Genomic DNA, 19,852 nt, shown 5'->3' with positions numbered 1-19,852 from the left:
TAAACCCTTTGTTAAGAGCTACCAATACTGTGTAACAGCAGTCCATTAGTCAATATTAAGTGGAGAGTATATTGTTACTTGTTGTACAAGTTCTGGAGTAATTGAGATGACACTTATCGCTCTGGGCCTAGAGGGTACCGCTCACTCATTTGGCGCCGGAATCGTGACCAGCGATGGTGAGGTCTTGGCTAATGAATGGGATATGCTCTCTCCTAAAGAGGGCGGAATCCACCCCCGTGAAGCCAGTCGCCATCATGCTGAATTGGGCCCCGATCTAATCGCTCGAGCAATTGAGGCCGCGGATATCTCTCCCGATGCGATTGATGTTGTTGCATTCTCTCGTGGCCCTGGGCTTGGTCCCTGTCTTCGTGTGACGGCCACCATGGCACGTGCAATTTCACTGGCGCTATCGGTACCTATAGTTGGAGTAAATCATTGTGTTGCACACGTGGAGATTGGGTGCTTAGAGTCAGGTTTCATCGATCCTGTAACGGTCTATGTGTCTGGTGGAAATACTCAGATCATTGCCTATGCCGGCGGTCGTTTTCGCACTTTTGGTGAAACTCTTGATATCGCAATAGGTAATATGCTGGATACATTTGGTCGTGCAGTCGGGATGCGATTCCCTGCTGGTCCTATTGTAGAGCGCCAAGCTAAGGAGGGCACAAAATACCATCCACTGCCGTATTCTGTGAAGGGAATGGACCTCAGTTACTCTGGAATGCTCACTGCGGCCAAGAGGCTTTTTGATGAGGGTGTTCCGCTGAACGACCTCTGTTTCAGTATTCAGGAGACCGCCTTTGGAATGCTTGCGGAGATTGCTGAACGCGCCATTGCTCATACAAAAAAGCACGAGTTGCTTCTCACTGGTGGGGTAGCTCGAAATAATAGGTTGACTGAGATTTTAGAAGGCGTGGCTGCACGTCATGGAGCAACATTCCACAGGGTCTCGCCTCCACTGGCTGGAGATCAAGGTGCAATGATTGCGTGGACTGGACTGTTACAATATCAGGCGGGGGACAAGCTGAATATACCTGAGTCCCACATCCTCCCAAAATGGCGGACTGACGCCCAGGACATCATATGGAGGTCACATTAATGAAAACTGAATTGTGGGCGTTAGGCGCGGAGTCTCAGATCCTCCGTACAACAATGTGGGGCCGTCCTGTCATCATCAAGTCACGAGTCCCTAAGCCCTATCTTCTTGCAGATATTGATGCACTGCTTCGCAAACAACGTACAGCCCGAGAGTGTAAGATGCTCACCTATGCCCGTGGTCTGGGTATTCCCACTCCTGCTGTCTATTCAGTTGACAGGAGTAATAATGCGATAATCATGGATTTCATTGAAGGGCGGCAACTGAAGGAGATAGCTCAGAATGCAGAGCCGTCCTCTCTGAGAGATCTCTGTATTGGTTTTGGGAAGATGATCGGCCTTCTCCATAAGGTCCATGTTGTTCATGGGGATCCAACAACCAGCAATGTTATAGTGGATACACGCGGGAAGTTATGGCTGGTTGATTTTGGTCTTGCAGAATGGAATGCCACCGTTGAGATGATGGGCGTTGATCTTCATCTGGTGCAGCGAGCACTTGAGACAACTCATTGGGAGCGGCAGGAACTGATGTTGGAGGCAGTCCTAGAAGGCTATTCGGCGACTATGGGTGCTGAGGCTAATGATGTTCTCTCCCGTATGGATGCAATACGAGAACGTGGTCGGTATCATTAGCAGTCCCTTTATGATATCGCCACACGGCAACGTTTATATCCACAGCCTCTGGCGGAGGGGAAGACTCGGTTCAAGAGCACATAGTTCAAACAGAGGAAGACCCAATGGCAAGAATGCACACGAGACGCAAAGGTCAGTCCGGAAGCAAGAGACCTTCGGCTTTACGTGTCCCTGAGTGGTTGGACCGAGATGCTGAATGGGTCGAGAATAAGGTGATTGAGCTAGCCAAGACTGGCAACACTCCATCCATGATTGGCCTAATCCTTCGTGATCAATATGGCATTCCACTTGTCAAGGTCATTACTGGCAAGTCTATTCTCACCATTCTTCAGGAAAACAAGCTTGAACGCCGAGTTCCTGAAGATCTTCGCAATCTTATTGCCAAAGCAGTCACTATCCGACGACATATGGAAGAGCACAAGAAAGATTTCGTTTCAAAGAGATCTCTCCAGTTGATTGAGAGTAAGATTCACAGGCTCTCCAAATACTATCGCCGTGAAGGAGTTCTTCCAAGTGACTGGAAATACTCTCCGGATCAGGCTGCCGTCCTGCTGAGATAATCTTTATCTCCAATAACCCTTTAGCTCTATCTGTTTACGATGGCAGAAGCACCTGAGATTCCCGAACTCAACGCACTTCGAAAAGAAACAGCCGATGTACCAATTACATCTGACTCCAGAGTATTGCTGATGTCCTCTCCCACTTCAGAGGCCATATTTGCTACGGCAGTTCTGGGTAGAGCGATCATTCGTTCAGGTGGTATTGTTCACATCACCTTTATCGAGCCAATCATTGATACCTCAACAGTTTCATCCATGCTGTCGAAATATGCCGGGTATCTGCCCATTTTCATTGGTGTTTCCCTTAGCACGCCAGAAAAGGAATCTGCTTCTCTTGCGGATGCAATATTTTTGGCTCCTTCTCACGCTATCGATGACGCCATCACAATTGGGGTCTCACAATCTATTGTTCCAACAGTACTCGCTCTTGTTGCCGAAAAATATGCACTTACTACCTCTGATATACGGCTCGCCGCCATCGGGCTTTTGATAGCACCGAATCAGACTACTACGGATCCTCTCTCTTCTTCTATTATAGACACCGCCTTGGCCTCGTGTAATCTCTCACGACGCCCTGAATACTTGCTATACGGGGCAAACTTCATGCCTGCACGAGAGTGTCTGTCGGTCAGCATCTATCCCTATATGGAAGGGATCAGTGGGGACTCTAACGAATGTGATCAACTCCTTGAACAGGCCGAGATCACCCCTGTCAGGCGGACACGCCCACTCATCCTTCTGAAAAAGGCCGAACGCCAACGAATCACATCGGCCATCATCGAGCGGATAGATCCCGCACTTGCAGCCCAGATAATCGGCACTAATGTCGAAAACTTGTCAGAGAATGAAGACAGTCCTATGAGATGGATGTCCAACATCCGTGTTCTTGCTTCTATAGCTTGGTCCCGAAGAGAACTTGGGCTTGAACTAGCGGTATGGATGGGTGATCGAGCACGTTCCCTGAAATCATTACTCGACTCGTGTATGGATACTACTAACAAAGTAATAATGGCGCTTCATGAAGTCCTTCCCTCTGTTAATGAGAATGCCTTTCAAGTCACGGGATCGGCCACACATATGGTTCTCTCAAAAGGTGATGGTGCAGTTCTGACTGAGGTGAGCCGCATCTTATTGGAACGTGGTCTTGTCCAGTCACGATTTCTTGGCCTTCAGAGTGATTCCGCTTTGTCTATCTCTTGGCGTTCTACAGATGCCAGTCTCTCAACGATTCTCTCTTCGTTTGAGGCATCAGGTCTTAGTCCTCTCTCAACCTCTTACTCCTCTGTTGTATTAGATTCTACGACAGACTGGCAGACAATTTTTGCGACACTTGAAAACATTGAGGGGAATGCCTCAACATGATGTCAGTAACTCTCCACCTCCAGTTTGCCTCTCATGATATGGCCATTCAAATCCTAAAGTCCGTATCCCCAGAAAATTCGGGGCTCCCAAGAGGACTCACCATCACAAGTCGTATTGATGGTCCTACTATCTATTTTGACATTGCTACATCCCGAGGTGTTCAGAGTTTGATGGCGACGGTTGAAGATCTTCTATCATCTATCGATCTGGTGATTCGTACAATGGAAACCATCGAGTAGTCATGTTGCTCTTCACCTATGCTTTGAAACGATTTACTCTATTCTGTTGGTCTATGGCTATCGTCGGCCTGTACCATTAGATGCAGTGATTGCATCAACCCCTTCCATTAATCGTTCATAGATAGTCTCGGCCTGCTTTTGGGCCATATTTGCCATTTCCTCTGTGATAAAGCCCCGTTGTACAGCACGTTTGAGAAGGTGTTGATCTATTATTCTCACATCGCCTCTCTTTGGCAGGCTAATGATATCAATCTCAAGATCCACATATCTCACTCTACTGGGTGCATTGCCAATACTGGGATATATCTCCACACCCGTATTGATGTTGACATAGGTTCCTTTCAGCTGCCCAGTACGCGAATAATAGTCCGTGACCAGAGTTGATGAACCCGCAATTGCCTTGGTTATTGCATAGTCCCCTTCGCCCCTTGGCACCTGTACTTTTTCCGGGTATTCTTGGGTGAGTTTGAGCTTTCTGTCAGTGTACCTGAACTGCCTTCGAATGACGATCATATTGGGTGCGACATCTATAACTCGTCCACGGACAAGGATTATGTTTCTGCCGTCAAGTTTTACATGTTCGATGTTAATTGGATCGTCTTGACGTGGCATATCTCTGAGGATGGTCTTTTCCAATTTGGATGTGATATATGATAGTTGATCCGGTTTGTCCTCGATGATCATCTCTGCAAAGTCCACAAGAGATGCATACCCGGCGCTTTTGTAGAAATGATGCTTCTTTATTGTGGGTTCTATCTTCGCGCGGGTCTTGTCCAGTGTTTCTTTTACCTCGGACGGAAATTCGATATCCGCATTACTGGTTCCCTCAAATAGGAGCCCGGGCTCGGGCATCTTTTCGAACTTGGTGAATATCTGTTGTGAGGTATCTAAGAGGTCGTCCACTTCAGTTCTGAGTTCATCATCGGTCAAGCCCTCTGCTGCGGTCCTCCATAAAATTCCCCAATTATCCGTATACTCCCTAATTCTTCGCCCGAGGGTGATCAGGTCTTTTCGCCGGTCGGGATTCTTGATTTTTGTGCTTAATCTGACGACTGGCTCCGGAAGAAGTACTACCGACCGTCCTGGAATTGTTATGTTGGTTGAGAGAACGGGTGATTTTCGCCCATAATCATGAGCTCTCACTTGAACTATGATCTCTTCTCCACTTCTGAGGCTTCTATCCGGCAGGATTCCTGAGACCCCACCTAGGTCAATTCTTGTATGGCCTGTTCGTTCATCTTGCCCCATGACCCGCCCCTTGTAAATTGAGCTCTTTGCCACCCGTGGCTTGCGTACGATAATTCCACCAAGCCTTCTCCGAAGTACTTCCGTCAATCGTGTCAGGACCGACTCGTATGCTATTGCTACTATCCCTTGGAGATCGCTTCGATCCCAGATGTCGATGTCTGGAATTCCCCCTCTATAGGGAAGACCAAATCTTCTTGCTACTTCCGGAGTTGGTTGCACGACCTCAAAGTTGTTTTGAAGCAATATATTGGTTAGAGATTGTGAGTAAATTCCTCTTATCCTCGCTTTTATCATGGACACACACGGCCTTGAATGAGCCGCCAATCCCGTCTCGTGGACGGGTCGACAGATGTCCGCCGACTAGTGACCTGTCGAACTAGTCGCGGATGGGTTCAAGAAGACTAGACACATGCCAAATACGTGTCCTAGCAAAGTTAGGGCAGTTAGGATCTTGACTGGGCTCGTCCAGTATTGCAATTACGTTCTGTGCCCGTACAGCTGGGGACTCAGACTCGTTCTCAAGAATGGCAATCGCTTCATTGGCTGCGCGTCGAATGTTGCGCGGGACCGATGTGTTCTCAGAAATCTCCTTGAGAAGGTGCTTCGAATGATCAATGCTTCTCTGTGTTTCGGCGTCCATATGGACTCACCTCTAAATGGTCTTGGCGCACTGAATGATGTGCGAACAACACTATCTGGTGACTTGGCCTAGACATATAGACATTTTGGCACTAACAATTCTTGAAGTCATGGTTATGTGTGCAGAAACTTTTCATATGGTACGCTTATAGAAAGACTGGTGGCTCAATTATTAATAATGACAGATCTGGTGAATGGTATGGGTGAAAATGACGAGTCAATAAAGAGAATGGCAGACTTGCTTCGGCGTGGCGCAACTATGCTTGCACAAGCCTGTCCACAATGTGGCTCTCCCTTATTGAAAATAGGGGACGAGATCTATTGTGCGACCTGCGATAGGAAATTAGTGTATTCCGACGAACAGGCTGCGCCCCGGTCGCAAGGTCATACCTCTCTTCCGGAACTGCGCCAGACGCTTCTAGAAAAAATCACCGCCCTGAACGATGCACTATCACATGAAAATGACTTGGAAGTCTTGACAAAACTAAGCAATCTTTTAGTACTGCTGTTGCGGGCCCTGCGAGAGCTAAATAATCTCTAATTTGTCTCTTATTTTAAGAAAAAGGAAGTGAGGGGAACTGTTTCCCCTTCTATTCTTGGATTGTGGGCATAATCACTGGTGGCTTTTCGTCAAGCAGGCGCTTCTCCCCTTGTAACTGTTTGATATCGGTGATATCTTGAGTCACTTCCAACGTTCCGAGATATTGTCCCTCTTTGCTCCGAACGGCAAAATATCGGATATAGATGAGCCTACCATTGAGGTTAATCCAAAACTCTGCTGCATCGCGTCTGTTGTTCTTGAAGTCGTCGAGGATTTGATTGACCTTATCGAGGCTTCGTTTAGGATGGCAGTATTGGACTTCACGCCCAATCACGGCTTTTGATCTGACAAAGATGCGCTCGCTAGAGAGACTAAAGTATGCCACGCGATCATCCGCATCCACGAATGTGATGTCCACTGGGAGTGTATTCAGAATTGCCTCCAGAACGTCTAAGCTCATAGTACCCGATTCCAGTCTTATCTCGCCACCTGAGATTTCCGTCCGTGCAGAATCATCTTGCTTTTCAGATTTGGGAAGTTCTGGTGTGAAGCAACAATAACCTATCTCATCGAACTCCTTTCTAATGGTTTTCCATTCATCCTCTGTGACGAGGTTCATTGCTGTCGGGAATAGAATGTTGTTCTCCTTGTAGAAGTGTTCCGATAATATCTCGTGAAGTGCGAGAGATGCGCTGACAAGACCGTTGAGGTCTATCTCGCCACTATTCTCTACGGTTTCAGAGAGTCGTTTTTTGATTGTGCGTATTTGATCATGTTCCATCCACATTATCGCGGGTGGTTCACGCACTCCATGTGCCTCAAGATATGGGAATAACACATTCTCCTCACGAAGATAGTGACTCTCAGCCTCTCTGAAACTATCAACGAGTTCCGCTAGTCTGGTACGTTCATCTGAGGTAGGGTCTCGTTTTTCCGCCAAGATTGTTCTGGCGATACTCGACAATTCCTCAGCATAATCGAGTTGGGCTTGGTGTTCATGCATCAAAATATAGACTGGATGCCCCTTGGGGGCAATGTCTCCCTTGGCCTCAATCGATTCACGAAATACTGCCAAATGGACATCACAGAGCTTTTGAATTCGTTCACGAGGCATTCCCTCTTTGATGAGCTCTTCCTCGGCAACAGAGATGTCCGTTGCAGATGCGTCCCCGATTGTTTCGCGGAATTCTTGTTTGATCTCTTCCGGATCGGCGCCCGCATGCAGTTTCTCAATGATTACTTTCAATGCTTCCTTCTTATCTTGAGCCATTGTCATTCACAAGAAAATTAACCATAGTTTACTATATAAATACGATAGTTACCACTTGGATAGTGCCATCTTTTTCTCTATACTGCTGTTTCGGAAGATTTTCGTTTATACAACCAGTATACGGGAACTATAGTCCCGAGCAATACTATGTTAAGAATGGTAAAGCTGGTCACGCCAATCTTGACAATGTTTCCTAGACCAACCGAGGCTGCAAGGAGCATGTTGATGTTGGTTCCTACTCTGCTGAGAATTACAGCTAAAATGAGCGTGATTGAAGTAATTGGTGACGATTGAATCTTCTCTTCCACATTTGCAACCGTAGTGGAGAGTCCATAGATCATAATCACTAACTGCACTACAATGTCCGCGAGAGTTAACTGAGGCGTACCGATACTGATGAGGCGGAAAGTGTAGTATATTCCAATGCCTAGTAGTACGATGGTCATGATTCCTGTCTGGCTTGGCCCCGCTGTTCTATCTCTATACACGACGGTCATAATTGGTAGAATGACAAAACCGAGTGGGAAGATTAGGAGAATTATCTGCTGCTCAAATGGTAACGTGGCAAGTCCTAGATACATGTATGCGCCCCCAAAGATGACTATGCCAACAATGACAAAGAAGACAAAGAGAGTCCAGTTTAACTTCGGTCTACTTTTGACTTTTTTATGTACAATATCCGCGACGTTCCAACCTAAGAGTACGGTAAAGTAGGCAGTAATGAGTGCATCTACAAATGTTAAGGCGGCTCCGATGATCGCGCCCGGAAACATGGCTGCACCGCCAATGACCATAAAGATGAATATGAAGAGAATAGACAGCAGCACTTGGTTTCGTAGATGGTTCTGGCGTTCGAAGAACATATTTCGCCCCTTGCTAGTCAATGAGAATAGGATTAGGGCGATGACGAAATACTGGAAGGAGCTGACCAATGAGATTGCTGCGCCTTGAAGCGGATCATGGATGTCTGGAGTCAGTGTTCCGACCGTAATTATCCATGCTGCAATAATAGTCGTTGCAGCGAGCGACAAAATAAAACTAAAATTGTACCATGTCTTTGTGAGAAGAATTCGAAAGCCTCTGATGAACTTCATTAGATCACTCAAAGAAGTATTACACCTAATCTGGAATATCTACTTATTGTGTTGATATTATTGGGAAAAACGTTCACTCGGCTCTCCCAAATGATTTGTTATCTGTCTTCGCACTCTACTTACGTCACCTATTGCCAATCAAAATCTGGTGGCTTGTTATTATACCATCTTGGAATGGTCTTCATGGCTGGTTCGTATGTACTGAGCACATGTCGCCCCAGAATCAGGCGTTGAATCTCACTTGTCCCCTCATAGATCTGATATAGCTTGGCATCTCGAAAGATCTTCTCTAAGGGGAGTTGGTCGATGTAGCCATATCCTCCATGAATCTGCACTGCTTCGCTTGCGATCCACATGGCCGCATCGGTTGCGTATGCCTTAGCAACGCTTGCAGGGACTGTAGAGTTTCCAGTTCGATCGGCCTCCCATGCGGCCTTTAGATACAATAATCGCGAAGCCTCAATTCGCATATACATCTCTGCGAGTTTGAACTGAATGGCCTCAAACTCTCTAAGTTTCTGTGTAAATGCCTCTCGTTTGTTGACGTACTCACGGGCGTACTCCATTGCTGAGCGTGCTAGACCAGTCGCAAAGGCAGCTATTGCCGGCCGTGTCAGTGCAAAAGTTGCCATTGCAATCTTGAATCCCTCCCCTTCAGATCCCAGTAGGTTTTCCTCTGGGACCTTCACATCTCGGAACATGACTGAGGTGGTTGTAGACGCGCGATGGCCCATCTTTTCTACAGGGCGCCCCGTCTTGAGACCCGGTGTGTCAGCGTCGACTATGAAGGCACATAGGCTCTTGTGTCGCTTATCCGGGTCCAGCGATGCGATCACGGTGAAATAGTCTGCATAAGGTGCATTGGTGATCCAGAACTTACTTCCGTTGATGACATAATGGCTCCCCTCTTTTTTGACACGTGTCTTGATTCCGGCAACATCACTTCCCATACCTGGTTCTGAGCAGGCGAAGGAGATGAATTTCAAGTCTTCAGTCAGTGGACGGAGATATTTCTCCTTCTGCTCTTTATTTCCTCCGACTAGTATAGGTTCAGCACCAAGACTATTGACATAGATGCTGGTCGTCATTCCTGCGCAACCTGCGGCCATCTCCTCGACCACTATGCACTGTTCAAGAACACCGAGACCTGCCCCACCGAATTCCTTGGGGATGGAGAGATTCATGAAACCCTCTTCCCATGCCTTCTTGATAATTGGTCTGGGGAACTCTCCAGTCTTATCGTAATAATGTGCATATGGGATCATATACTGCTGCGCAAACTGTCTGGCCTTGGACTGGAGTTCTCTTTGCTCATCTGTAAGCGTGAAATCTATCATGGCACCACCTCAAAGTTCACAATACTATCAACATCAGCTGCTGAACTATATGTGCCTTTTGAAGTGGCGCGAAGTATACTCTCACTGCATTTCTGCTGTGATGTGTTTGACCACCTCGGGGAGGCTCCACTTGAGGTCTAACTCAAGTGCTCCTTCGTCTGGTGCTGGGCATCGTCTGACACAGGTACGACAGGCGACACAGAGCCATAGGTCAACTTCGATGCTCCCAAATCCTGGCGCCTCTTTCTCGAGAGTGATTTGCACCTTCGGTTTTCTAGTAGCGAGCGATTTAATCGTTCTATAGAATAGAGCTTTATTTACTGGGAGCTTCGCAAGGCTCTCATCACCGAATTCGAAGAAACTTGGGACATCGATGACTGGCTTTAGAAAGATTGCATCTTCTGGGCACGCAAGTTCGCATGACTTGCATCCGAGGCATTTAGAACCATCCCATTTAACAGTTCCAAACCCGAGCAGTGGAGCATACCCCATCATATCTCTATATTCTTCCATGACCGAGGGCACATCGACCTCCATGAGATCCTCAATTGTCACCTTTGGACGGGTGCTGGGAATCCTTGCTCGTGTCTTGTACGCTTTAGATAATGCAGTCTTAATTTTGTCTTCAACTTTCGTTAAGACCTCTACTCCCACAATCGCATCTCCAACAGTGATCTTGGCCATTTTGTCTCTTGCCTTTGAAAAGACCTCTAGTGTGTTTACGAGACGCCCAATGTCTTTGGGTTGTAAGCCTTTGATGAGATCCTGTAGTTCTGCTTGAGCCTCAACGAGGTCATTGGCCAAGCCAGTTATGGTCAGAATCGCAACCTCTGCCTCATTGGGGGTTCTTGGGACATCATAGAGGACATAGCCATGTTTCTCCCCTGCAATCGTGAGAAGTTCATCACGTTTCATCCTCAGTACGTGTTGTAAGACTCTGTCTGGAGAGATTCCCGTCTTCTTTGCAAGGTCTTCTGTTGTCATGGCACCATGATCCCGAATTAAGAGTAGAATGGCACCCCGTTCTAATTCATTCTCAAGGTACGAGTCCATGATTTGCCTGTAGACCTTGGGATCAAGTTGTTCACCATAGACGTTCATCCCCGAGACCAAATTTGGTCCCTTCTCGAGGGTTATCTTTAGTCTAAATCGGGCAAATGCTTCAAGTCCTGCTGAAATGAGTAGGCGAAGTTCTTCTGTATTTCCAGATATCTGTGTGCTGAGTATTGCTTCGGTACTCTTGTCTGCAATCTCTCTCAGGCTCTTTGTGTCGTCAGCGATTTTGACTGTGTCATACTCGCCAAGCAATTGTAGTCGCTCAAGAATGTCTGAGAGATTTCTTATTGCATTGGATAGAATCTCAGCAGACTTGCCCTCTACCGATTTTAGGACGCCTCTCAATTGTTGAATGACCCGTTTGACTGTTAGCGTGGTTTCAGGGATTGCACTGTGAACTCTCGCAATAACTGGCGAGTCCTCTTCTATCCCTACAACCTCGATCTCGTTACGGTCAAACATTGTAATCAATGCCTGTTGGATCTTATCAGGGGTGGTCTTGAGCAGTTCTGCAAGCTGAATCGTGGTCTTTGATCCCATATTCCTCAAGGCAAATAGAATGATGCCTCTTCGTAATTCGACAAGCATATTGGTGGTGACAAGGACCTTGAATCGTTCCGGGGACACTCTTTTGTCACGTAAGGCTCTCTTTAGTTGACCTGCTGCTCTTACAAAAGGACCATACCTGGTCTTGGTGCCGATCTTTTGAAGTGCCTCCAAAGCCGCCTCGGGGTCTTTTTGCGCCTGTTCTGCAAGGCTATTGAAAGCATCTGCAAGGGTGGTCAGCTCTTCTGCGGCCGCCTCTGCTTGTTCAGTCTTTTCTCGTTCAAATGTCGTAATCACTTCGTCTATGTTTTTGATTATCTGCGGAAGTGGTGTGATGACCGTTTCAGTGTCCGGAATCTCTGCTGGCTGGCCTGCTGCCTCTTCTCTCTCTGCCTCGACCATTGCCGACTTGAGCAACTCTCGAAGGCCTATTAGGGTTTCAGAGTTACTTTTAGTAATGGCATCTTCGAGGTTTGATAACGCCTCAGTTAAGACCGAAGTGTCTTCAATCTGTTCCTGAAGTTTTACTTTTTCAGCGGCTATGCGGAACTCTTCGAGATACCTCTCAGGGAATTCAAGTATCTCATCTGTCAATGAAGCAAGTTCGGTCTTTAATGTGTTGATCTCTTCGTTGACACGACTAAGCGGCACAGCCGCCTCTTCTTTGAGTCCACCAAGGACCATTATCATATCCAGCATTCGCTGACGTTTTGGAGGAATCTGTCTCTCTTGGACTGTTTCGTTCATTCGGTCACCTCCATCCATTTGCCTGCTGTTCCAGTATGCACGGGTGTTGGTCCGAACTCGTGTGCTCGTTTAACCATCTCCTCGACTGCATGTGTGAATCGTTCTGGTTCAGCACTGAACATTCGGAACATGTCTACTCTTTCTCCTTTCCATCCAATTGCATTGAGAATCTCCCTTGCCACATCAACTTGTACCTGCGCGATTTCGTTTCCAGTCCCCCCCATATGGCACCTGTCTGTTTCACATGCAGCAATCATGACCGTGCTTGCCCCGTGTTCAAATGCCTTCAGAATATCGATGATACTGATTCGGCCAGCACATGGTACAGGTATCAGGCGAGTACTGCTTGGATAGCTCATTCTCCGTGTACCGACAATATCTATCGTGGAGACCGCACACTCTTCACAATGGAAGCAGAGTGTTATTGGTTGATCTGGACCCGCACCTTCGAGCGTGGCAGCAATCTGAGCCCAGAGTTGCTCGTTTGTTAGAAAGTTCAGCTGTGTCGCTCCTGATGGGCAAAGGCTCTGGCACACCCCACATGCATGACAGTTGAGGGTATCAATTGACGCCTTGAAGAGAAACTTTTCAGTGCCAGTTTCATTTTCAATCTCAGTCTGCTCTATCATAAGAGGTACTCCACGTGGGCATTGTTGAGCACAGAGGCTACACCCAACACAATCATCCGTGTTGAGGACTGCGCCACGCGCCAGTGTTTCGATCTTCCCGCCCTGTAGTTCACTATGTATTGCAAGTGCTCCCGCCTGCGCTTCGATTATCGACTCATGAACGAACTGTGGGCGTGTCACGGCACCTACAGCTATTACCCCTCTTCGTCTTGTTTCATTTCGTCTTAGTTTTCCATACAATTCTTTGACATGCCCATCATATTCCACTGCAAACCCAAGGCTCTCAGAGAGTTCATATACTCCATCGGGTGGTAGCACTGCTGCCGATAGTACTACGAGATCGGGAGAGGTCTCAAAATACTGGTTCAAGAGAGAGTCATAGAATCTAACTCGTGTCTTATCTCCCTCTTTCCAGACCATACTTACCCGGCCACGTATGTAATCAACGCCTTTCTCACGTGATTCTTTGTAGATCATCTCGTGTTCAAACGGAACTCGTATGTCCATGTAGATTATACGTACTCGAATGTCTGGGTTGTATTTGACAAGCTCGAGTGCGTTATCGATTGCAAAAGTACAGCAAAGCTTGCTACAATCCCTCTTGAATTCCTCAGAACGACTTCCGACACATTGGATCATTACTACTTCCTTGATTGGTCCTCCATCAGAGGGTCGGACTAACCTGTCTTCAGTAAGCATCTTTGATAGCTCGAATTGTGTAATGACATCAGGATTCTTTCCATACTGATATTCTTCCATCATAGTAGGTTTGAACTCTTTGAATCCCATGGCCAAAATAATACCTGATGTATCGAGAATCTCCTCTTCTTCTTGATTCTCTTGCTCATAGTGCACCTTGAACGCGCCCATCTCTCCCTCTACGAATTTGACGCGCGTATTGAGCATGACCGAGATCTTCTTCTCCTTCTCAAGGGCTGCCAGTTTTCCACTGAGAAGTTCTTTTCCTGACTTTTCAGTCGGTGCAATTACCGGGAGATGGAGAATATGCCCTCCAAGGTGATCGGTTAGTTCGATGAGGGTGACCTCATATCCAAGCCCTGCTAAATTCAGGGCAGCCTCGATTCCTGCAATCCCTCCTCCGATTACTGTGACGTGATTTTTTATCGTCTTTGATTCTATCTTGAGTGGTTGAGCTCGACTTGACAGGGCGGTCATGCCGCGGATCATAGATAATGCTTTTTCTGTTGCCTCATCTTGATTTTCATGGACCCATGCGCAATGCTCCCGAATATTGACATAGTGTATCATTGAGGTATCCATGTTATTGCTGGTGAGATAATTGAGGATCCTTGGGTGGATCTTCTGGCTTGAACATGCAGCAATTACAACTCTTCCATTGGCGGACTGCATGGTTTCCCTGAGTCTGTCCAGTCCTGGCTCTTGGCATAAAGTGTCACAGATGGTGACCGATGCGGCTACATTCATCTTCTCCAATTCTGTCTGCAGGAGTTCGTAATCGAGATGTAATGTCTTTCCGCAGGTGCATAGAATTACAGCTGTCTTTTCAGTCATGACAATCACATCCTGCTCTGAAGAATCTTTGAAACCACCGCACGAGCTTGTGTGACACTCTCTGGTACTTCTGCTGGACCCAAGGCCGTTCCACATGCATACACATGATCTCCTACAACAACGTTCTCTTCCGTTTCGAGATCAGCAGGTGCGACAAACCCATTAGACTCTCTCAGTCCCAATGCTTTGATTATCTCTTCACTCCCCTTTGGTGCTTCCAATGCGGAAGAGAGAACAAATAGATCAGTATCAAATTTCAGATATCGGTTCAGTAATGAGTCATACACAATGGCCTCTATACCTCCGTTCTCACTGGGCTTTACCCTTTGAACGCGCCCCCGAATGAAATTGACACCCGCCTCTCTTGCCTCGCGATAGTATCTCTCGTATCGGTCATACGTTCTAATATCCATATAGACAATGTTGACACTAACGTTCTCTCGTTCCAGTGCGATGATGTTTGCATGTTTAAGTGCAAAGATGCAGCAGATCTTGGAACAATATGGATAATACTTCTCATCCCTGCTTCCAACGCACTGAATCATTAGTACACTCTTGACACGTTCTCCATCAGATGGTCTTGTGAGAACGCCTCCCGTGATACCATTCGGGTCAAGCATTCGCGCGAGTTCTAATTGGGTGATGACATTTGGAATTCGGCCATATCCATACTCGTCTACATTTACGGGTTGCATCTCGTGATATCCTGTGGCAACTATGATGTCGGAAACATTGATTGTTTCTTCTGAGGGTTGGGCTTCAATGTCGATAGCTTTCGTGGGGCACTCTTCTACAGCCCGTGCTACTCCCTCATCGGCCTTGTCTGGATTATAGACCACCGCCTGCGGTTGGCATTGTGGCGATATCAACGAAAACGCCTTTGAGTGTTCCATACAAATTCCGCACATGATGCATTTTACCGGGTCCACATATCTGGGGCCTATTGAGAGTACCACCTTGAACTTGCCCGGCTCACCAGTGACCTCCTTGAGAGTCGTGTTGATCTTTAGGGTCAGATTAGGTTGGTCCAGCAGTGCACTCCTGTAGAAACACTTTCTGATACCGGGTCGCCATCGATTGCCCTCAAAGCAATAGAAGCAATCATCGGTAGGAAATGCCTTGTACAAGTCGAGAGCATTACCTCCCACCGTCGAGTTGCGCTCAATAAGAACAGTCTGAACTCCTGAGTCAGCCAGTTCGACAGCAGCAGTCAGTCCTGCAACGCCTGCTCCGATTACAAGGACCGGGTGAGTCACCATTCATTTCACCTCTTTACTCTACAAAATGACTAAGGATCGGGTCAGCAGGAACTCTGTTCATTTCAAGACCCACTTCGTCCTCGCTCATACCCATTGCCAGTGCGAGTATTTGTGGATAGAATAAGACCGGGAGATTGAACTCGACACCATATGTGTCTTTGATTCCAAACTGTTGGAGATCCAACTGATTGCCGCAAGCGGGGCAAATGACCATGGCGAATTCAGCACCTGCTTCTTTCATTGATTTGAGTTTGTCATGGGCTAATCTTATCGCCAGTTCTTCGTTTACAGGAAGTACTGTTGCGCCACAACATTGTTTCCAGAGGGGATATTCTACAACTGTTGCTCCCGTCGCTCGAAGCAGATCATCAAGGTTCTCAGGATTTATCTCCGTCACATCTTTAGGCCTCAGAATATGGCATCCATAATGTACTGCGATTTTGACACCATCAAGTGGTCGTGTCACTTTGGCCTTGATTGCTTCAATGCCTATGTCTGTATACATCGCCTCGACAACATGACGTACTCTAACATTGCCCTTGAGTTCAAGACCGTATTTCTTTAGTTCGTCGTTGACCTTTTTCATGTCTTCTTTATCGTGTTTGAGATGATACAAGACATCCTTGAGCGATCCAAAACATCCGTTACAGGGTGTGACTATGTCATGCCCATTCTTTTCAGCAATCGCCAAGGTTCGTGCATTTACTACTAGCCACCCAAAATAATCGATGGCTCTCAGATTGGGACTGCCGCAGCATCCAACACCATCCATGTATATCAGTTCCATGCCAAGTGCCTCTGCAACCTTAAGCGTTGCAGCCTCGTAATTCGGGTAATTTGCTGGGACACTGCATCCCATGTAGAGATTGTATGTTGGCATTTCTACTCACCACCTACAATTTTGCCTGTTCGTGTCGCCTTGAGAATCTCCCTGAACTCATCTGTGGACATGCCGGGCACTTCTGGTTCTAAATCAAGATCTTCTCTCTCCCAGTCCGCAGTGATCACATACAGCTGGCCCTTCTCAATGAGCTCTTTAGCAAGGCCCTTGATACTATCTGGGACTTTTCCTTCTTCAGCTGCAAGGTTTTTGCAATCGAATAAGATGTCTGTGACTCTGACATTCTGCGGACAGCGCTCTTGGCACTGAAAACAAGTCAAACATTCCCAGATTTCCTTGGATGAGAGGACCTCTTCCCGCATTCCTAAGAGTATCATGCGAATGAGCTGATGCGGCTTGTATGTCCATTGATTTGCAATTGGGCATGCTGCCGTGCATGTGGAGCAGGCAAAGCATGCGTTTAACTCATTTCCGTCAGGCATACTCTGAATCTCTTTACGGAAACTGGAATCCAGTCTAGACATATCGATGGGTTCGACCAATGTGACTGGGGGATCGATTTTGTCTTTAGTTTCAGCCATGAGTTCCACCATTAGCCTCAGTTGTTGTCGGGCGATAGGTGGCTTTCGAGTAGATAGGTGTATTAAAAGTTTCAGCATTTAGAGATATGTGTTAAACTCTCAAATTCTACATGATTTTATTGCCCCGGAAGGCTCTTTTTGTATATTAGCAACATAAGCATTGACAGCCAACCTATGGTAACGATTTCCCACAATGCTATCTGTAGAATGTTCCATTGATTTAGTGGATACGTAAATGCCCCAGCCAGTGCGAAGCAAATGACAAGAATCCACGTACCAATGATGATGTACTGCGTTTTAGGCTGCATGACTACAACACGGATGGCCGCGCTCTTATTACTTTCGCAAGTCGTTCAGTAATGTCTGAAGAAGTGCAAGTATACTGGTCCAATCTGCAAAGGTTGAGTTTCGTAGATTACTGGTCTCACGAAGTAAATAACCTTTCAATGCATCAGGGTTTCCTTGAAGACTATGTATCATTGAAGTGTTGTCAGACAATAATCGTAAGGTCCCGGTGAGAGAGACCTCCATCTTTTCACATCTTTTGTCGGCCTGCTCCTGCTGGATCTTAATTTTTTCAATGATATCTTCAAGTCGTTGACTGATTTCTTCTTGATCCAATTTATTCACGGTCCTCTGATTTCTCAATTATCACTCTGATGACCGTTCCGTCTCTGAGCCATGCCTGTGCATTGACTACCGGAATTGTAGCAATATCTTCTTTTTTAAACGGCCCGTATGTTTGTTCGTCTAGTCCCATGAAGGGTGTATCTATTGGCCGAGTAAAACGCACTGCAATATACTCCATTTCCTCTTCTTCTTCGGGTAGGTCTTCGCTTGAACTGGTTGGCTCATCGTGAATGGTAAGTGGTCTTCCTGTAAGTATTGCATCGATAAATTCCGAATGCCCCTGAATTCCCCGTGTAATGCGATTATAGAATTCCTCTTCAGCAAGAGTCATTGTCCCTTTTGGTTCACTTCCCTCGAAGGCAGCTCTAAGTATTTTTTCTCTTCGAAAAAGTAAGAGATCTTTTAGCATATACTCGATGTTTTCTATCTCACGCGTGTATAATTCCGCCTGAATCACATTCTCTGCAGGTACCTCTGTAAGTGCCAATCGTATTTCCGCAAGGTATTCTCCCATCTGCCCTAGAGTCAAATCATCAAGGTCTTGCAGCGTAGTCGATTGGGTTTCTTCCTCCCAAACACTTCGGATATTCTCATATTTTTTATTACTCAAGTACAGCCACTCCCTTGCATAAGAGAAACATTGCGGCGTTTGTAGGAAGTTCTACTATTTCATCTCCAAATGGCCCATATAATTCATCCCCAATTCTGAAACGTGGGACCTCAAGTAATCCACCTAGAACTCGAATCTTTAGAGGGTCATCGTCAAAGGCTAGCGCATCTCGAAACGGATCAAATCCTTCAATCGAATCTCTGGTCAATGGTGTGACCGTGAAACCGGTCTTTCCATGTAGGCTTCCTATCAGTCGTATCACTCGATGGACATCGTGAGTGACAGGAACATCGATCTTTCCACCATATCTCATGACTGCTATTGTTACAATTTCCTGCCACGTCTTTGTACCTATTCCCGTGATTTTTTCCAATCTGGGCGGATTTAGCAAGAGTCCTTGTATCAGGGCCTCACGAGAAGTTCTAAGGGCTTTCACCCAACGGTCTTTCTCTTTATACTCGTCAATATTCCTCAAGAATTCAATTAGTGCATCTGCAATTCGTCCGCCCCATCCAGGTACCGTCCTAGGGGGGATTGTGGGAACACCCATGATTGCATTAATTGCGCGAGTCCCGTCCAGACCTACCCCTGTGATTGCATGGACGATCTCAACACGTCCGGCTGCATGAATCTCGAATACCCGCGGGTCCCTTACGCGAATATGATATCCTCTATGACCACTATAATTCAGCTGGAGATCCTTTGGGTCAATCCCAAGATCATCAATCAAGAAGTCGTCGTAAACCTTTAGCGTGTTGCGTCTTGCATCGTCGAGGCACCGATCACAGATCCATTTTCGGCGGAGAAATTCCTGCCCTCCGCAATTGGGGCATCCTTTTTCTGGTGGTTCGCCCCATCCCGTTTCTCGGCACTCTGGGTTCGCGCAGACCCACCCATCATGTTCCTTTGTGCAATGAGCATCCAGATGATCGGCATCAATATCAAAGACAAGCTCAGCACCCTGCCACTGCTTCTCATACATACTTCTTGCTACGGGGATCTTGTAGAATGCAGCCGAATGGTACACACTATGAGGTGCTCTTGTTGCAAGTTCCTTCTTTAGTGCATCACTCGTGCGAAATCCTAGGTGGCGTGACCAATTAGTGGCAGTCACTCCAGTTGCTCCGCATTTGGGGCACGTCGATGGGCGAAGAAGTGATGTGCCCTTGTTTCCACAGCCTTTGCGAATTGGTCTGCCTGTTTCGTCTGTATCCGTACGTTGAACACAGCGCCATGTATACTCCCATGTTTCAAATGCGAACTCTCTCATATGTAATCTTTGTGGGGTATCTATCATGTCTGCATGGTGACGATAATACTCTTGGAACGTCAATCGCAGAAATCTCTGCCTTTTCTCTCGATTCCTTACAGACATTGTACTCTCATCTCCGATGAACACAGG

General features: G+C 46.8%; 20 protein-coding genes. 6 read left to right on the top strand and 14 right to left on the bottom strand.

Going from position 1 to position 19,852, the window contains the following annotated elements; translation table 11 throughout:
* Positions 1–106 precede the first annotated feature (106 nt).
* The 5 genes from K9W43_07900 (at position 107) to K9W43_07880 (ending at position 3,889) form a co-directional block, all read left to right on the top strand.
* On the top strand, positions 107–1,099 hold the full coding sequence (locus K9W43_07900) for a bifunctional N(6)-L-threonylcarbamoyladenine synthase/serine/threonine protein kinase (GenBank protein ID MCF2137155.1): 993 nt from the start codon (positions 107–109) through the stop codon (positions 1,097–1,099).
* Positions 1,099–1,728 (top strand): Kae1-associated kinase Bud32, encoded by a 630-nt coding sequence (locus K9W43_07895; protein ID MCF2137154.1) that lies wholly within the window; start codon positions 1,099–1,101, stop codon positions 1,726–1,728. The genes K9W43_07900 and K9W43_07895 overlap by 1 nt, the downstream gene beginning before the upstream one ends.
* Before the next feature lie 104 nt (positions 1,729–1,832).
* Positions 1,833–2,288, top strand: coding sequence for a 30S ribosomal protein S15 (locus K9W43_07890; GenBank protein ID MCF2137153.1), 456 nt, complete (start codon positions 1,833–1,835; stop codon positions 2,286–2,288).
* A 39-nt stretch (positions 2,289–2,327) separates the two neighbouring features.
* Complete coding sequence (locus tag K9W43_07885; GenBank protein ID MCF2137152.1) at positions 2,328–3,650, top strand: hypothetical protein; 1,323 nt, start codon at positions 2,328–2,330, stop codon at positions 3,648–3,650.
* Entirely contained in the window at positions 3,647–3,889 is a 243-nt protein-coding gene (locus K9W43_07880; protein ID MCF2137151.1) for a CTAG/PCC1 family protein, read from the top strand. Before K9W43_07885 ends, K9W43_07880 begins: the two co-directional genes overlap by 4 nt.
* A gap of 57 nt (positions 3,890–3,946) precedes the next feature.
* Here the strand turns inward: K9W43_07880 and K9W43_07875 are convergent, their stop codons facing one another.
* Positions 3,947–5,356 carry a ribonuclease E/G gene (locus K9W43_07875; protein ID MCF2137150.1) on the bottom strand — a complete coding sequence of 470 codons (1,410 nt, stop codon included), beginning with the start codon at positions 5,354–5,356 and terminating at the stop codon, positions 3,947–3,949.
* Between the two features lie 157 nt (positions 5,357–5,513).
* Complete coding sequence (locus tag K9W43_07870; GenBank protein MCF2137149.1) at positions 5,514–5,777, bottom strand: UPF0147 family protein; 264 nt, start codon at positions 5,775–5,777, stop codon at positions 5,514–5,516.
* A gap of 198 nt (positions 5,778–5,975) precedes the next feature.
* Between K9W43_07870 and K9W43_07865 the strand changes: the two genes are divergently transcribed.
* Entirely contained in the window at positions 5,976–6,317 is a 342-nt protein-coding gene (locus tag K9W43_07865; GenBank protein MCF2137148.1) for a hypothetical protein, read from the top strand.
* A 49-nt stretch (positions 6,318–6,366) separates the two neighbouring features.
* On the opposite strand, the gene K9W43_07860 is transcribed toward K9W43_07865, so the two are convergent.
* From K9W43_07860 to K9W43_07805, 12 genes are all read right to left on the bottom strand, one after another.
* Positions 6,367–7,587 carry a DUF438 domain-containing protein gene (locus K9W43_07860; GenBank protein MCF2137147.1) on the bottom strand — a complete coding sequence of 407 codons (1,221 nt, stop codon included), beginning with the start codon at positions 7,585–7,587 and terminating at the stop codon, positions 6,367–6,369.
* 77 nt (positions 7,588–7,664) lie between these two features.
* Complete coding sequence (locus K9W43_07855; protein ID MCF2137146.1) at positions 7,665–8,693, bottom strand: hypothetical protein; 1,029 nt, start codon at positions 8,691–8,693, stop codon at positions 7,665–7,667.
* 116 nt (positions 8,694–8,809) lie between these two features.
* Positions 8,810–10,018, bottom strand: a complete 1,209-nt coding sequence (locus tag K9W43_07850) for an acyl-CoA dehydrogenase family protein (GenBank protein ID MCF2137145.1) — start codon at positions 10,016–10,018, stop codon at positions 8,810–8,812.
* Positions 10,019–10,099: 81 nt separating this feature from the next.
* Positions 10,100–12,367, bottom strand: a complete 2,268-nt coding sequence (locus K9W43_07845; protein MCF2137144.1) for a 4Fe-4S dicluster domain-containing protein — start codon at positions 12,365–12,367, stop codon at positions 10,100–10,102.
* Positions 12,364–14,529, bottom strand: coding sequence for a hydrogenase iron-sulfur subunit (locus K9W43_07840; GenBank protein ID MCF2137143.1), 2,166 nt, complete (start codon positions 14,527–14,529; stop codon positions 12,364–12,366). The genes K9W43_07845 and K9W43_07840 overlap by 4 nt, the downstream gene beginning before the upstream one ends.
* 5 nt (positions 14,530–14,534) lie before the next feature.
* Positions 14,535–15,788 carry an FAD-dependent oxidoreductase gene (locus K9W43_07835; GenBank protein ID MCF2137142.1) on the bottom strand — a complete coding sequence of 418 codons (1,254 nt, stop codon included), beginning with the start codon at positions 15,786–15,788 and terminating at the stop codon, positions 14,535–14,537.
* Between the two features lie 13 nt (positions 15,789–15,801).
* Entirely contained in the window at positions 15,802–16,668 is an 867-nt protein-coding gene (locus K9W43_07830) for a CoB--CoM heterodisulfide reductase iron-sulfur subunit B family protein (GenBank protein ID MCF2137141.1), read from the bottom strand.
* Between the two features lie 2 nt (positions 16,669–16,670).
* Positions 16,671–17,210 carry a 4Fe-4S dicluster domain-containing protein gene (locus K9W43_07825; protein ID MCF2137140.1) on the bottom strand — a complete coding sequence of 180 codons (540 nt, stop codon included), beginning with the start codon at positions 17,208–17,210 and terminating at the stop codon, positions 16,671–16,673.
* Between the two features lie 116 nt (positions 17,211–17,326).
* Entirely contained in the window at positions 17,327–17,518 is a 192-nt protein-coding gene (locus tag K9W43_07820; protein MCF2137139.1) for a hypothetical protein, read from the bottom strand.
* Between the two features lie 28 nt (positions 17,519–17,546).
* Positions 17,547–17,831, bottom strand: a complete 285-nt coding sequence (locus K9W43_07815) for a hypothetical protein (protein ID MCF2137138.1) — start codon at positions 17,829–17,831, stop codon at positions 17,547–17,549.
* Between the two features lies 1 nt (position 17,832).
* On the bottom strand, positions 17,833–18,450 hold the full coding sequence (locus K9W43_07810) for a hypothetical protein (GenBank protein MCF2137137.1): 618 nt from the start codon (positions 18,448–18,450) through the stop codon (positions 17,833–17,835).
* A complete protein-coding gene (locus tag K9W43_07805; GenBank protein MCF2137136.1) occupies positions 18,443–19,720 on the bottom strand; it encodes a hypothetical protein in 1,278 nt (425 codons plus the stop codon). Before K9W43_07805 ends, K9W43_07810 begins: the two co-directional genes overlap by 8 nt.
* Positions 19,721–19,852 lie beyond the last annotated feature (132 nt).

Source organism: Candidatus Thorarchaeota archaeon (assembly GCA_021498125.1).
Taxonomy (GTDB): domain Archaea; phylum Asgardarchaeota; class Thorarchaeia; order Thorarchaeales; family Thorarchaeaceae; genus B65-G9.
The sequence above is the reverse complement of the archived record's forward strand: the minus strand, read 5'-3'. Positions and strand labels throughout refer to the sequence as shown.

Coding starts and splice junctions, on each gene's coding strand:
- K9W43_07850 (MCF2137145.1), bottom strand. CDS start 10,018: ATGATAGATTTCACGCTTACAGATGAGCAAAGAGAACTCCAGTCCAAG.
- K9W43_07870 (MCF2137149.1), bottom strand. CDS start 5,777: ATGGACGCCGAAACACAGAGAAGCATTGATCATTCGAAGCACCTTCTC.
- K9W43_07895 (MCF2137154.1), top strand. CDS start 1,099: ATGAAAACTGAATTGTGGGCGTTAGGCGCGGAGTCTCAGATCCTCCGT.
- K9W43_07820 (MCF2137139.1), bottom strand. CDS start 17,518: ATGCAGCCTAAAACGCAGTACATCATCATTGGTACGTGGATTCTTGTC.
- K9W43_07805 (MCF2137136.1), bottom strand. CDS start 19,720: ATGAGAGAGTTCGCATTTGAAACATGGGAGTATACATGGCGCTGTGTT.
- K9W43_07830 (MCF2137141.1), bottom strand. CDS start 16,668: ATGCCAACATACAATCTCTACATGGGATGCAGTGTCCCAGCAAATTAC.
- K9W43_07900 (MCF2137155.1), top strand. CDS start 107: ATGACACTTATCGCTCTGGGCCTAGAGGGTACCGCTCACTCATTTGGC.
- K9W43_07860 (MCF2137147.1), bottom strand. CDS start 7,587: ATGGCTCAAGATAAGAAGGAAGCATTGAAAGTAATCATTGAGAAACTG.
- K9W43_07885 (MCF2137152.1), top strand. CDS start 2,328: ATGGCAGAAGCACCTGAGATTCCCGAACTCAACGCACTTCGAAAAGAA.
- K9W43_07825 (MCF2137140.1), bottom strand. CDS start 17,210: ATGGCTGAAACTAAAGACAAAATCGATCCCCCAGTCACATTGGTCGAA.
- K9W43_07865 (MCF2137148.1), top strand. CDS start 5,976: ATGGGTGAAAATGACGAGTCAATAAAGAGAATGGCAGACTTGCTTCGG.
- K9W43_07890 (MCF2137153.1), top strand. CDS start 1,833: ATGGCAAGAATGCACACGAGACGCAAAGGTCAGTCCGGAAGCAAGAGA.
- K9W43_07880 (MCF2137151.1), top strand. CDS start 3,647: ATGATGTCAGTAACTCTCCACCTCCAGTTTGCCTCTCATGATATGGCC.
- K9W43_07835 (MCF2137142.1), bottom strand. CDS start 15,788: ATGGTGACTCACCCGGTCCTTGTAATCGGAGCAGGCGTTGCAGGACTG.
- K9W43_07840 (MCF2137143.1), bottom strand. CDS start 14,529: ATGACTGAAAAGACAGCTGTAATTCTATGCACCTGCGGAAAGACATTA.
- K9W43_07845 (MCF2137144.1), bottom strand. CDS start 12,367: ATGAACGAAACAGTCCAAGAGAGACAGATTCCTCCAAAACGTCAGCGA.